The organism is Listeria monocytogenes (genome assembly GCF_900187225.1).
Lineage (GTDB): Bacteria > Bacillota > Bacilli > Lactobacillales > Listeriaceae > Listeria > Listeria monocytogenes.
In genome coordinates this window covers 497,466-511,484 of sequence record NZ_LT906436.1, presented here as the reverse complement: position 1 = coordinate 511,484, position 14,019 = coordinate 497,466, and the positions used below count along the sequence as shown (strand labels likewise).

Annotated in this window: 15 protein-coding genes; 3 read left to right on the top strand and 12 right to left on the bottom strand. The window is 39.2% G+C overall.

Annotation, left to right across the window (positions count from 1 at the left end):
- Positions 1 to 38: 38 nt before the first annotated feature.
- The 3 genes from CKV70_RS02540 to CKV70_RS02530 form a co-directional block, all read right to left on the bottom strand.
- The gene (locus CKV70_RS02540; RefSeq protein WP_003721282.1) at positions 39 to 263 is read right to left on the bottom strand and encodes a DUF896 domain-containing protein; all 225 of its coding nucleotides are present in this window, start codon (positions 261 to 263) and stop codon (positions 39 to 41) included.
- Between the two features lie 74 nt (positions 264 to 337).
- Entirely contained in the window at positions 338 to 1,297 is a 960-nt protein-coding gene (locus CKV70_RS02535) for a DMT family transporter (RefSeq protein WP_003733747.1), read from the bottom strand.
- 185 nt (positions 1,298 to 1,482) lie between these two features.
- Complete coding sequence (locus CKV70_RS02530) at positions 1,483 to 2,076, bottom strand: SGNH/GDSL hydrolase family protein (protein WP_003721280.1); 594 nt, start codon at positions 2,074 to 2,076, stop codon at positions 1,483 to 1,485.
- 191 nt (positions 2,077 to 2,267) lie between these two features.
- On the opposite strand from CKV70_RS02530, the gene CKV70_RS02525 reads away from it, so the two are divergent.
- Positions 2,268 to 4,028, top strand: a complete 1,761-nt coding sequence (locus CKV70_RS02525) for a CocE/NonD family hydrolase (RefSeq protein WP_014600542.1) — start codon at positions 2,268 to 2,270, stop codon at positions 4,026 to 4,028.
- Positions 4,029 to 4,102: 74 nt separating this feature from the next.
- Entirely contained in the window at positions 4,103 to 5,011 is a 909-nt protein-coding gene (locus tag CKV70_RS02520) for a LysR family transcriptional regulator (RefSeq protein ID WP_003721278.1), read from the top strand.
- Positions 5,012 to 5,078: 67 nt separating this feature from the next.
- Here CKV70_RS02520 and aroD read toward each other — a convergent pair whose 3' ends face one another.
- From aroD to CKV70_RS02505, 3 genes are all read right to left on the bottom strand, one after another.
- On the bottom strand, positions 5,079 to 5,837 hold the full coding sequence (gene aroD / locus CKV70_RS02515) for a type I 3-dehydroquinate dehydratase (protein WP_014600541.1): 759 nt from the start codon (positions 5,835 to 5,837) through the stop codon (positions 5,079 to 5,081).
- Between the two features lie 65 nt (positions 5,838 to 5,902).
- Positions 5,903 to 6,778, bottom strand: coding sequence for a shikimate dehydrogenase (locus tag CKV70_RS02510; protein WP_003725703.1), 876 nt, complete (start codon positions 6,776 to 6,778; stop codon positions 5,903 to 5,905).
- 99 nt (positions 6,779 to 6,877) lie between these two features.
- Positions 6,878 to 8,872: an NAD(P)/FAD-dependent oxidoreductase gene (locus tag CKV70_RS02505; protein ID WP_014600540.1), complete on the bottom strand. Its 1,995-nt coding sequence runs from the start codon at positions 8,870 to 8,872 to the stop codon at positions 6,878 to 6,880.
- 197 nt (positions 8,873 to 9,069) lie between these two features.
- Here CKV70_RS02505 and CKV70_RS02500 point away from each other — a divergent pair, with 197 nt between their 5' ends.
- On the top strand, positions 9,070 to 9,963 hold the full coding sequence (locus CKV70_RS02500; protein WP_014600539.1) for a LysR family transcriptional regulator: 894 nt from the start codon (positions 9,070 to 9,072) through the stop codon (positions 9,961 to 9,963).
- A 35-nt stretch (positions 9,964 to 9,998) separates the two neighbouring features.
- On the opposite strand, the gene CKV70_RS02495 is transcribed toward CKV70_RS02500, so the two are convergent.
- From CKV70_RS02495 to rlmN, 6 genes are all read right to left on the bottom strand, one after another.
- Positions 9,999 to 10,727 (bottom strand): NUDIX domain-containing protein, encoded by a 729-nt coding sequence (locus CKV70_RS02495; RefSeq protein WP_014600538.1) that lies wholly within the window; start codon positions 10,725 to 10,727, stop codon positions 9,999 to 10,001.
- A gap of 91 nt (positions 10,728 to 10,818) precedes the next feature.
- Positions 10,819 to 10,989: a 50S ribosomal protein L32 gene (gene rpmF / locus CKV70_RS02490; protein ID WP_003718584.1), complete on the bottom strand. Its 171-nt coding sequence runs from the start codon at positions 10,987 to 10,989 to the stop codon at positions 10,819 to 10,821.
- A 64-nt stretch (positions 10,990 to 11,053) separates the two neighbouring features.
- Positions 11,054 to 11,629, bottom strand: coding sequence for a nitroreductase family protein (locus CKV70_RS02480; RefSeq protein ID WP_014600537.1), 576 nt, complete (start codon positions 11,627 to 11,629; stop codon positions 11,054 to 11,056).
- A 169-nt stretch (positions 11,630 to 11,798) separates the two neighbouring features.
- A complete protein-coding gene (gene isdG, locus CKV70_RS02470) occupies positions 11,799 to 12,164 on the bottom strand; it encodes a heme oxygenase IsdG (RefSeq protein WP_003721271.1) in 366 nt (121 codons plus the stop codon).
- 157 nt (positions 12,165 to 12,321) lie between these two features.
- Positions 12,322 to 12,801 (bottom strand): GyrI-like domain-containing protein, encoded by a 480-nt coding sequence (locus tag CKV70_RS02465; protein ID WP_014600536.1) that lies wholly within the window; start codon positions 12,799 to 12,801, stop codon positions 12,322 to 12,324.
- Between the two features lie 89 nt (positions 12,802 to 12,890).
- Entirely contained in the window at positions 12,891 to 13,994 is a 1,104-nt protein-coding gene (gene rlmN / locus CKV70_RS02460) for a dual-specificity RNA methyltransferase RlmN (RefSeq protein WP_003725208.1), read from the bottom strand.
- Between the last annotated feature and the right edge of the window lie 25 nt (positions 13,995 to 14,019).

Below are 14,019 nucleotides of genomic sequence, written 5' to 3'. Positions count from 1 at the left end.
AAAGCGACACTCGCTTTTTCAACCTTTTTTATTTTATATCAGCCTCTTAATTCGGCTTGGATTTCTTTTAGTTTTTTAGGAGTTACGTCGTCTCCAAGTGGATCAATGATTGTTACGTGATGTAAATTATCTTGAACAGTTCCTCTTATTTTTTTCAAGTATTCTTGACGAAGGGCAGCTTGTCTTTCTTTTTCAAAAGCAGTTAATCCTTCACTTTTTTGTTTTGCAGCAAGTTCATTAATATTTTTTAATAACAATTTCATGCTATCCCTCCTATCATTATCGAGTTACTTTTAATAAGTAACTAACCAAATTATAATATAAAGGTCAATAAAAGTCAAACTTCTTTTTCGAGCAGCTTCTCAGGATCGCGTACTTTTGTTTTTTTGCGTTCATAAATAAGATCCATTAATGCACCCGAACCAAGTAGGACGCCAATAATAATAAAACCGAAGCCAACTAGCTGGGGGATTTTAATTGCTTCTCCAAGGAAAAGTAATGCGCCAATTAGTGAAAATAATGGATTGAAATTCATAAAAATAGCCGAGCGCGACGGTCCAATTTTCCCAACCGCATAATTATAAACGAAATTGCCAAATGCCGTTGCAACTACAGCTGAAACAACAAACAAGAGCCACAGTTTCCATGAATGAACCGTCACTAATTCTGACATGCCATCCGGCTCCATGAAGCGACTTAAACCAAACAACATAACCGAACCAAGAAATAACATGTATCCCGTCATCAGCCCCGTGTCCATTGATCCAGCGAGCTTTTTAATAATAATAAAACTAAATGCCTGAGAAGCCATCGCGATAAAGATGTCGATATCTCCCAGTGAAATCCCGCTTATCCCCGTCCCATTAGAAAGAACAACCAAACTCACGCCAAAAATCCCTGCTAAAAAGCCGAGCGCCCGCCATGCACCAATTCGTTCGCGGAGAAAAATTACAGAAAAAATCGCTACCACTATCGGCGCAGAACCAAGAATAAGCCCAGCATTCGTCCCAGTCGTCAGCTTCAACCCGTTCGACAAGAAAAAATGATGAATAACAATATTAAAAATACTCGCGAGTAAAATTAAACCAAATTCCTGCTTCGTCGGAAGTCGTAATTTTTTTGTGATAAATAAAATGATAATAACGGTTATAGCTGCGGTGAAAATCCGAAAAGATGTCATCGTAACAGTCGGAAAATAGCTAACTAATACTTTCGTCATCGTGACATTAAAACCCCAACTCGCCATCACTGCAATTAATAAAAAATAAAGTCCTATCGGTGCTTTCTCTTTCTGCAAAACAAACACTCCTTTTTTATAGAAAAATGCCCCTTAAATTACTTTAAGGGGCATTTCATAGCGTCATCTTCCGCAGCCTTCCACAAAGCTATAACGCGGAAAATGGGGCAGTGATACTTAAGTCACTGCTTGTAGGCTCATCGCATAGACCCAACTATAGCATGGATAATTTTTTCTGTAAAGCGTTATTTTGTAAATTCTAACCAAGTAGAGGCAATTGCTTCATGTCCTGCTTTGGTCGGGTGCACCCCGTCCTCAGCTAAAAAGGTCGGCCCATGTTTGATAGCGAGCGCGTTCATTAGCCCATCAAGCGGAATAAGCGTTGCACCAAATTCTGCCGCAAGTTCGCGCACAGCTCCAATTTTTGGATCCAAATCACCACGCCACTCTTTCCGATCTTCCGGATAAGGTAATACAAACGGCTCCATCAAAACAAGTTCCGCATTTGTTTCTTCTTTAATCCGGCTCAAAATCACACGATATACTTCTTTAAATGCCGTCACCGAAGTATCTTCCCATCTGCTAAAACTAAACCAAGTATCATTTATCCCAATCATAATCGTAACTACATCTGGTTGAAATGAAATTGCATCCGCCTCAATACGACGATGCAAATCCGCCACCCGGTTCGCACTAACGCCACGATTTATAACCGTTACATCTTCTTTCTCAAGCTGTTCTGCAATCATTTTCACATAACCATGTCCTAATTCGCGGTCATTTTCAAAATCGCGCCCTGCATCTGTCACACTATCCCCTAAAAAAAGCAACTTCTTCATTTAGTTCCGTCTCCTTTAAAATTCCTGATGCCTTATTATAACAAAAAAACTTCAATTTAGTTGTATTCATTTTTTGCATAGCTTATTTTTTTAGGAGAGTTTATCCAAAATTACAATTGTACAGACCTCGCGATACTACCTATACTTAAAAGTGTTAAAACTTATTAAAAAAATAATCGGAGGTAATTTATATGACTGCAAAAATAACAGAAAAAATGCTTTTCAGCCCTTCTTTTGAATACGTGGATAATGGCATCGAGCATGGAGTGCTAAGTCCTTTCGAAACAAAAGAAATCATTTTAGAAAAAGGACAACAAATTGCTGATGGTTTCAAACCACTGGATTGTTCCATTAAAATGTTAAAAGATGTACCAGTTAAGATGCGTGACGGTATAACCATTTATACCGATATTTATTTACCAATAACAGAAGAAAAAGTTCCTACTCTTATCGCCTGGAGCCCTTATGGAAAAAGTGCTGGAACAGCTCCTCGATACAAAAATCTATTTAATATGCTAGGAATGGGGAATGCCTGGAATTCTGGCCTTACCAAATTTGAAGCACCTGATCCAGCATACTGGTGCGCACATGGATACGCTGTCTGTAATCCTGACATGCGTGGCATTGCTCATAGTGAGGGTAATACTACAATGATTGGCTCTCAAGAAGCTGAAGATGGTTATGATTTAATTGAATGGTTAGCTAAGCAATCTTGGAGTAATGGAAAAACAGCTCTAACAGGAACATCTTATTTAGCCTTTTCCCAGTGGTATATTGCAGCTGAGCAGCCCCCTCACCTAACATGTATCAATCCTACTGAAGGATTAGCAGATGGTTATCGTGACTTAGCTTTTATTGGAGGCATTCCAGATCCTAATTTTATTGAGCGTTTGCAAATCAACCATGTCAGTGCTAAAAATTCGCAAAGAGAAGATTTAACAAAGGAAATGGAAGCATATCCTTTAGCTGATAGTGCTATTTGGAAAGACAAAGTTGCAGATCCAAGTAAAATTACAATACCAGCTTTTGTTATTGCAAGTTATTCTAATACGCTTCACACAATGGGTACATTTCGTTCTTGGCGTTCACTTGGTTCTAAAGAAAAATGGCTTCGTATTCATGATCGCCAAGAATGGCCATATTACTATGACGAAAATAACGTAGAAGAATTGCGACGCTTTTTTGATTATTATTTACTTGGCAAGGAAAATAATTGGACAGATACACCAACTGTGCGCTATGCATTAATTGACTTTCAAGGTGGCAATCAAACTGACTTACCATCCGAAGTTTTTCCACCTACCAATAGTGAAAACAAACGTTATTATATGAATGGCCTATTACGTACTTTACAAGAAACACCTACTTCAGATGATTTTAAAGTATCCTATACTACTGAAAACTTGCCAGGGAGAGCATCGTTCCAAATGACGTTTGACAAAGAAACGCATTTTGTTGGTTATCCAAAAGCAAAATTATTTATGGAAGTAGATGGATACGATGACTTGGATGTTTTTGTTTGGCTTCAAAAGCTAGATAAATTCGGCAACGTACTAAGTGAATTTGTCGTACCAAATCACGGGGCCGCACTTCAGGATTTCACACAAGAAGGGGCATCTGCTTTACGCTATAAAGGCGCTTGGGGAAGACTTCGCGCATCCATGCGACAACTAGATTCTCAAGTTTCAACAGATGAAATTCCTGCTTATAGCTTTGACAAAGTAGAAAAACTCTCTTCCGGAGAAATTGTAGAACTAGACATTATTTTGAGTCCCATTGGTCTAACTTATAAAGCAGGTGAAACACTCAGAGTAGTCGTGAGTAGCAAAGATGAACTTGGCTCAGTAATGCCAGGAACGCCCGGATGCACACCTAATAATAAAGGTACGCATATCCTTCATACGAGTAAAGAGCACCCCTCCTATATTCAGCTACCAATAATCAACAAATAGAAAAACTTGTCAATGGAGTCTAATAACTTTATACTAAAGCTACTATTTACAATCTTTCATTGAATGGAGCAATTATGAAGTTATCCAATTTGAAATACTTTGTTGATGTGGCTATGGAAGGAAGTTTTACCCGAGCATCTGAAAAATTATTTATTTCACAGCCTACCCTTAGTAGACGAATAAAAGAATTAGAAACAGAATTAGGTGTAGAACTGTTTATTAGGAATCGTCATTCGCTGGAGTTATCAAGTGCAGGTCAACAATTTTTAATAGAAGTAAATGATATTTTAAACCGAGTCAACAAGCTATCCCATATGTTTGATAATCAAAAAACAGCAGATGAAGCTGGACAATTATTAAAGATTGGTTATCTCTCGAATTTCAATATGAACGCAATGTATGAGCTGCTCGAATCATTCAAGCAAAGTCATCCACATGTTCAATTCTCATTAAAACCGGATACACCAATGAATTTAGCTGAAGGTCTTTCTAATGGGCAATATGATTTAGTTTTTAATTTATCCGCTTATTTCCAGCCGAACATGTCTATAGAAGAAGTATTATTTATAAAAAATCATTTGCAAATTGCTATACCCGCGGACCATCGATTCCGGAAAAAGAAAAAAGTATATTTTAATGATTTGAAGCAAGAAATAGTTATTTTGCTCGAAAGAAAACAGTCTCCCATCATTGTAGACTATGTTGTTAGTCAATGTACTAAACATGGTTTTAATTTAAAAGCGAATTCGTATGTAAAAGATCTGGATGAAGGACTAGCAATGACATCTGTTGGAGAAGGATTAGCCTTTTTGTATTCCGGCATGAATGATGGAACATTAGAAGATAAGTACAATATTAAAATTATGGATATTCAAGAAGAACGGAATGACCAGAATATTGTCGCAGCCATTAATAAACAGAGCGAAAATACACTGCTTCAAGAATTATTTTCGTTTATAAAAAGTAGTCTATTAACAAAATAATTCATTCTAGATAAAAAAGTAGCAAGTTTCTTTTCATCAAAGAAACTTGCTACTTTTTTAGTATTTATTAAAATTGTTTATGCAGTAAATCAAGAACGTGACGTAACTCATTAACATCAATTTGCCCAGGAGCCGATGCTTTTTTCGCAGCGCCAAATGTCATTGCGGAGCCAAAAACTTCTCCAGCAAGACGACTGATGACACCAGTTCCCGCCATCGACATCGTAATGATTGGTTGATTAGCTTTTTCAGATACAGTATTCGTTGCATCTAGTAAAGTTAGTACGTCTCCAGCAGATTTTGGCATGACGGCGATTTTCGGAAGGTCCGCGCCAAGTGCTTCCATGCGAGTTAAACGAGAAACGATTTCTTCTTTCGCAGGTGTTTTATCAAAATCATGATTCGACATAACTACTTTTACATTGTTCTTGTGAGCTGTTTCAATTAAGCGTAAAACGTCTGCTTCTTCATTGAAAAGTTCCACATCAACTAAATCAACTTTGCCAGTTCTAGCTAGAGTTTCATTTAATTCAAAATAAAATTCGTCACTGACAGCTAACTCGCCGCCCTCTTTTGCACTTCGGAAAGTGAATAAAATCGGTGTTTCTGGTAAAATTGCGCGAATTTCGCCAAGTGCAGCTCCCACTTTAGCTAAATCTTTTACGTCCTCAAAAAAGTCAACGCGCCATTCGACAACGTCCAAATCAATTGTTTGTAACATTTCTGCTTCTTCTTTAAGCGCAGCAACCGTTTTACCGACCATTGGTACACAAATTTTTGGCGCACCTTCACCAAACGTAACATTCTTTACGACTACTTTATTCATGTATAATTCTCCTCATTCGATATTATGTTTTAAGATTAGCGATAACCTTGTTCTTTTGCAAGTTTTTAAAATAGGATTTCTTTAATGTAATCTACTGGCATTTCTTTGTGTGTCCAAATTTCGAAAGCTTTCGCACCTTGCCAAAGCATCATGCCTAAGCCGTTAAGTGTTTGACAGCCTTGTTCTTCGGCGATTTCAAGCAATCTTGTTTTGGTTGGTTTATAGACAACATCCGAAACGATTAATTCTGGACGAAGCATATCCGCACTTGGTAAAAGTGTTTCGCCTTCGAAAGGTTTCATCCCAACGCCAGTCGCATTCGTGAAAATAACACTTTCTGCGATTTCTTTACGTAATTGTTCGTGGTCTTCGATATCAAATAATTGTGCTTTACAATCTGTTTTCGAATTGATTTTTTCTACTGTTTTTTCTGCATTCGCGTAAAAATCGTCTTTTCTGTTGAAAATAGAAATTTCTTTTACGCCGTCAAGAGCTGCTTGGATACAGATAGCTGTTGCCGCACCACCAGCGCCGCAAATCGTCATTTTTTTGCCGATAATGTCATGTCCAGCTTCTTTTAACGCACGCATGTAGCCAGTGCCGTCTGTAATGTGTCCAGTTAATACGCCGTCATCATTAACAACTGTATTTACTGCCCCTACAAGTTCAGCGGCTGGAGAAAGTTTATCTAAGTATTTATGAATGTTTGTTTTATTTGGCATAGAAACGTTCCAGCCACGTAAGTTCATTGCGCGGAATCCTTGTACAACGTCTTTCAGTTCTTTGTCCCCAACTTCAAAAGCAAGGTATACATAATCAAGTCCTAGTTTTGCAAAAGCTTCGTTATGCATTGTTGGTGATAAACTGTGTCTGATTGGAGTGGCGATTAACCCGATTAATTCTGTGTGTCCTGTAATTCTTTCTGTGATTTTGTTTGTCATAATAACATCGTTCCTTTCCAAATTAAGGTTTATTTGTGAAAATGTGAACTTATATAAAGAGCGAATGTGGCAAAGCGGAGTCCGCCTTGCCAGTTCGGATTACAAAGAGCCAATTTTTTCTAATGTAGTTAAAATATTTCTTCCTTCGCGAACGCCTTCCAAGATTTTTCTTGTTGCAGCGCTGTCGCCAATATTTACGATTTCAATTTGTTTTTCTTTTCCGTATGCCGCAAGTTCTTCCATAAGTGGACGTTCTGGTCGCATTCCTAGGCAGACAAAACCGTAATCAAATGGAATCTCGGCGTCTACTCCGTCGTGCTTCACTTTGAAATGATCCGCTGCTACTTCGGTTAATGCAGTTTCTGTTTGGACATCAACATTGTTTTTCTTGATAATGTCCATCATGGAAAGCCGGGTAATCATATCTAAGTCTTTTCCAAGAAGCGGCATCATTTCTACAATTGTAACATCCGAGCCGCGTTCTGAGAAGTACTCGACCACATCAAGTCCAACTGCACCACCGCCGATAACTGCTACTTTTTTGTTACTAAATTCGGTAAAGTCATCGATATTCGAAATAAGTCCGAAAATCGAGTGAACCTTACTATCTTCTTTGTCAATCACGTCAAGCAAACCTTTAATTGGTGGAAGTAATGGTTTGGATCCTGTGGCATTAACTATCACATCAGGATTAAATGTATCAATAAGCGCAGTATCAGCTTTAGTGCCTGTAATAACTTTTAAATTGGTTAATTTTTCTGCTCGGTTCGCTAAATAATTAGGGAAATCGGCAATTCTACTTTTGTCTGGAAGGTTAGCAATGGCACGCGCCAAGCCACCAGTTTGTTCATTCGCTTCAATTAGCGTTGTGTTACAGCCAACTTCGGCCGCCGTACAAGCTGCTTCAAGCCCTGCTGTTCCGCCGCCAATGACGACAACATTGGTCGGGCGAGTCACTTTTGTTTCTTTGTATTTATCTTCATGAATAATATCTGGATTTACCGTACAACGGATTGGCTTCGACTTCGAAATTCGGTGATCCGCGCAACCGATATTACAAGAAATACATTTTCGAAGCATATCTTCTTGGCCAGTTGCTACTTTGTTCACCCAGTTTGGCTCAGCAATTAAGCCACGTCCCATCGCAAGTAAATCAGCGTATCCTTCTGACAATATTTTCTCTGCTGCTTTTGGACTACGGATGTTCCCCGAAGTAATCGTTGGTTTGTTAAATTTATCTTTCACCGCTTTTGCAAGGTAGCTTCTCCAGCCATCTTCCAAGTTCATTTGGTCAATTTGCAAGTATAAATTATCGTTAATCGCCGCTGATACATTCAAAATATCCGCTTCTTCTTGGCAATAATCTAGCAGTTCCAAAATGTCTTCTAAATGGTTGCCACCTTCTGTAAATTCATCTGCACTAAAACGCAGTACGATTGGGAAAAATGGACCAACTTCCGCGCGGACTTTTTCCAAAATTAGTTTGACGATACGGGCGCGGTTTTCAGGCGTTCCACCAAATTCATCTGTTCGTTTGTTGTAAAGTGGCGATAAAAATTGGCATAGTAAGTACGAGTGTCCGCCGTGGATTTCGACTGCATCAAAGCCAGCTTGTTGGGCGCGTCTTGCAGCATCTCCGTATTTATTGACGATTTCATAAATTTCTTCTACTGTAAGCGGGCGCGGTACAGTGCCACCTTTTTTAGATGGAATATCTGATGCGGAAACCGGTTGAAGTCCATTCAAACGTGCTGGATAAGCAGATGCTCCAGCGTGGTTGATTTGGATGGATACACAAGTTCCATGTTTATGAAGACGTTCTGTTAATTTGTAAAATCCAGGAATGTATTGGTCATTATCGATTCGAAGTTGCGTTGTTCCGTTTGTACCATAAGGAAAATCTACACAAGCGTTTTCAATAGTGATTAGACCTGTCCCACCTTTTGCGCGTTGTTCATAATAATTCATATGTTCTTCTAAAAATTCGCCATTTAATCCAGCTAGGTTTGTCCCCATTGGTGGCATTATCACACGGTTTTTAATGGTCATTCTTTTTACAGTTAATGGTTCAAAAATACTCGGATAATCTGTCATAATAAGCCTCCTGCGACTATAATCTCAGCAAATGATTTGTTACATTATTCACGTTCAATAATGCACAATCTTATTTCTCTTTCATTATAAGTCAGGAATAATTATTAATCTAATGTATATTTTTCGATTTATCCATAGATTTTTTCTATACAATCGCTTACAATAGAGTTATCAAGGCATTCCGAGGAGGTTAACCGATGAACTTGCGTCAACTTTACTACTTTAAAAAATTAGCCGAACGAGAGCATTACACGATTGCAGCAGCCGAACTCTCCATTACCCAGCCTAGCCTAAGCCACTCTATCGCAGAACTTGAGCGCGAACTTGGCGTCTATTTATTTGAAAAACAAGGCCGCAACATCCGATTAACCAAATATGGTCGTTTCTATTTAACCTATGTGGAAAAATCCCTCGCCGAACTAGAAAAAGGCGAAAAATTGTTACACGAATTAACGAGCCCATCGCACGGAAATATTGATTTAGGGTTTATTTACACCATGGGCGCCCATACGGTTCCAGAGCTCGTCCAGAATTTCACCAAAGTCGAAAGCCATAAAGACATCACATTTTCCTTTTTCCAAGGTGCCACTAAATCAATTATCCCTGATCTAAAAAATGAAAAATTCGACCTAGCGATTTGCTCCTACGTCGAAAATGAACCTGATATTGAGTTTTTACCATTAACAAAACAAGAGTTAGTTGTTGTCGTTGCCGAAAACCACCCACTTGCCAAATATGATTCGATTGATTTACAAGACACCGCAGATTATTCGTATATTTTCTTTTCTGACACCAGTGGGCTGAGACCGCTTATTGATTCTCTTTTTGCGGAAATAAATATTCAACCTAAAATCGGCTGTTATGTAGAGGAGGATACCGCAATGGTTGGGCTTGTGAGTGTTGATTACGGCATTTCTATCATGCCAAAAATCTCCTCATTAGCACACTACAATGTCAAAGTATTATCCATCAACGAACCAAAACACGATCGTTTTATCTATCTAGCAAGTTTGAAAAATCACTACATCTCGCCTGCTTCCAAAGCTTTTAAAGATTTCGCATTACGTTATGGTGAAAAGTATTTCCTATAAAAAAGGAGCCAACCAAATCGGTGGCTCCTTTTCTATTAAAAATAAATACTTCCTGCTTCAGCATCCGCATTAAATCGGTATAACTCACCAACTTTTTCTAAATACGGTAAATACTCGATATTCTCCATAAATTCTACTTCATCCGGCAAAATCCCCGGCTTCGTACAGCCATCCAACGTTTGGTAAAGCAGCTCTGCCGAGAAAGTTTCCGGCAAGAAATCGCGAATCGCCGTCGTTAGTAAAAATTCTTCTGTAATCGCACTAAATGCTTTTTTGAGCATATCTAAATGGTCAAAGGCAAGCGGCAGTTCCAGTGCTTCCGTCATTGGGAAAAGTCCGATATCCACCGCATCATCCCCAGCCGCACGTTTTTCCAAAGCTTCTGGTGGCACAATCGCATAAAACGCCCGCGAAATAATCCAACCGCGCGGATCACGCCCCGGTTTATCAAACACACCAAAAGGAATCAGCGGAATATTCGTCAAACTTGTTTCCTCTTCTAGTTCACGCTCAGCCGCTTGGTCCGCAGATTCATTTTCATCCACAAATCCGCCCGGAACCGCCCATTTTCCGCCTTCCATATTTGGTTTTCCTTCTGCGTTTGTAAGGCTTCGTTTAATTAATAAAATATGTAATGTTGGTTTCCCGTTCAACTCTTTTACTGTAGTTAAAATCATATCGCTCGTATAGCCATCTGGTGTACGAAACTCTTTTGCATTATAATTTTTTAGCGCATCTTCTTTGTTCACAAATTCTTCTGTCATGTCAAAATCAGACTCCTTTTTGTGTATTTAGCTCTTTCCATTATAGTATCACAAAAAAAAGAATTTGTTCCAATCACTGGAACAAATCCTCTTATTTTTCGATAATTGTGCGACCTTTATAAGTGCCGTCTGGTGAGATGCGGTGTGACATACGGTATTCGCCTGTTTCACTATCGCGACTCAAACCTGGTGCTGTTAAGCCTTTATGCGTACGGCGCTTGTTTTTCTTCGCTTTGGACGTACGTCTAGCTGGAACTGCCATCTTGCTCGCCTCCTTATTTCTTACACTTGTACCATTGTAACGCTAATCACACGAAACATCAATCTTACAAATCCGCTAAATCCTTTACCCATTTATTCAAAGGACGGCGCGGTTTTGCTTCAGGAACTTCGGCTAAGCTAGTTAAGTGCAAAGTTCCGACAATTTTTTGCTCAGCAGGGATACCTAAATCATCCGCAAACTTCGCATCAAAAATAAATCTATTTGACCGCCAAATCATCCCAATTCCCGCTTCCCAGCCAAGTAATTGAATGTTTTGGATAAATGCACTAGTTGCCCCGATTGATTCGAAATCCTTTTTCCCGTGACCGATAATATTCGTGGTCACAATGAGTAAGTATGGCGGCGTAATAATTTTCTTCGCATAGCCTGCTTTTAAATCCGCAATCTCTGCTTCAGAAAAACTAACCCCTTGTTCGCGCTCGTTAAACTCAATGATTTTCTCGATGTAACGCTCTTTTTCAGCAAGTGTGTGCAATACGTATACATTCCACGGCTCTACTTTGCTGTGAAAAGGCGCATAGGCAGCTTGCTCTAAAATCGTGTTCACCGTTTCTCTTGAAATTGGCTCGTCGTTCGCTTTTTTAATGCTACGACGTTCCATAATTGTTTTTTCAATCATGTTTAATTCCTCCTTAAATGATAAACGTTATCATTTAGAGAATTATAGCATGATTGGTTTGTGGGTTGCTAGTAAAGGGGCTTTTGGAAAGAAAAACACTGTATTTATTTTCTCATCTGAAAACAAAAAAACAAGCCATCTACCTCGAAATGGCTTGTTCACTCACTTCTTATTTTTCAACAATCACAGGGTTTTGCACGTGAACTACTTCAAAACGAGCGATTGCATTTCCTACGATGCCTTTCCGGTCTTCTCTTTGTTCTCTAGTGTCTTTTGTTCTGCCGTGTGCTTTTTTGAAGGAATCGCTTTTCACCCAATTGCGTTGGGCTTCTTCGCTTTCCCATTTGCTTGTTACGACTACTTCTTCATAGTCTTTGTCTTCTGGTTTGCTGTGCCATAGTTCAAAACCTAGGAAACCTTCTACTTCTGCGATATCTTTTGTTGGATGTCCGTCGCCATTTGCGCCTGTGAACTGACGGATAACGTGCTCTGCTGCGCCTTTTTCTACCTTAATCGTATTAGTTACAATAATCATTCTTAAATCCCCCTTGGATAATTGTATTGTATGTATAATAGGCTAGTTCCTTTCATTATATTGATAATGATTCTCAATGTCAATTTTAGGGAATGGGATTGGAGTGGGATTTAAAAAGAACAAATTTCACAATCAATGAAATTTGTTCTTTGGTTTGTTAGTCTTTTTCAACCACCGGAATCCAAACTTCGGAATAATAATCAGCGGCGGTTGTGTCGCCTTCTGTGTAGACTTCTAGTTCTGGAGCGTTCCCGTGGGTATAGTTGCTTGTTTGGAACCATTCGCCGTAAATGTATTCCCACACTTTTTGGATTGCGTTGGGTAGTGGGCCGACTGATTTGAAGATGGCCCATTTACTTGCTGGGATGGTTAGTTTTTCCATGTCTGCTGGTGGGGTGAGTTCGGATTCAATCGCGATATAATAGTCCATTTGGTCGCCGTTCATTTGGCAGACGCCTAAAATACCGTCAATTGTTGCGAATTCGGCTAATTCGTTGATTCGTTCTGCATCGCCATTTGCGTTTGCTTCTTGCCAAAACTGGCTGATTTTTTCTTTTTGCGCATCATTTTCAACCGAAAAAGTTCGTTTTTTTCCGACGGCTGTAAAAGCATTTCGTTCGACAATTTCTACTTCCATGATTTTTGTCCTCCTTCAATTGCTTTCGGTACCTTAAGTATAAACAAAAACTATCCAATCTCCAAATGGAAACCAGATAGTTTGAATTATTATTCTTCCGCTGCTGCTTGTTTTTGTTTCATCCGTTCGCGCACGCCAACTCGTTTGATTTGTTTACTACGAAGTTGCCCACACGCGGCATCAATATCCGTCCCGTGTTCGCGGCGAATAACACAATTAATACCATTTTTCTTAAGGGTATCATAGAAAGCGAGTACGTCTTCTTTTGTGCTACGTTCATAATCAATATGCTCGTCCACTGGGTTGTAAGGAATCAAGTTAACATAAGCTAAATGACGATGTTCGCCGAGAAGTGCCGCCAGTTCGAGCGCTTCTTTTTTATGGTCGTTCACACCTTTTAACATAATGTATTCAAACGTGATTCGGCGGTTAGTTTTGTTAACGTAATAATGGATCGCTTCCATCAATTTCTCAATTGAATAGGTCTTGTTAATACGCATAATGCTCGTCCGCAGTTCATTGTTCGGCGCATGGAGGGAAATCGCTAAGTTAACTTGGAAATCCTCATTGGCAAAATCAATAATGCGCGGTGCAAGGCCACTTGTCGAAACAGTGATATGGCGCGCGCCGATTGCGAGGCCTTTGTCATGATTAATCACACGCAAGAAATCCATCACATTATCGTAATTATCAAACGGTTCCCCGATTCCCATTACAACCACGTGACTCACGCGTTCTTCCAAATTACGTCCATCCAAATAATGCTGCACATTCATAATTTGTTCCACGATTTCGCCAGCAGTTAAGTCGCGACTTTTCTTCAAAAGCCCACTCGCACAAAAAGTACAGCCGATATTACAACCAACTTGGGTCGTTACACAAACCGACAAGCCATATTCTTGCTTCATCATCACGGTTTCAATTAAGTTCCCGTCACTCAGCTTAAATAAATATTTCGTCGTGCCATCTGTAGATTCTTGTACCACTTGTTCTTCTAAAGTGTTCATCACAAAATTCGCTGTTAAAAGTTCAATTGTTTCTTTTGGAACGTTACTCATTTCTTCAAAAGTTTTGACACGTTTTCTATAAAGCCAGTCCCACACTTGTGTTGCGCGGAATTTCTTTTGACCGTGTGCTTCTAGCCATTCTGTTAATTTTGTCCATGTTAATCCATAAATGGAGCTTTTTTCCATTGTTCAGCCTCTTTTCAGGTCTTGT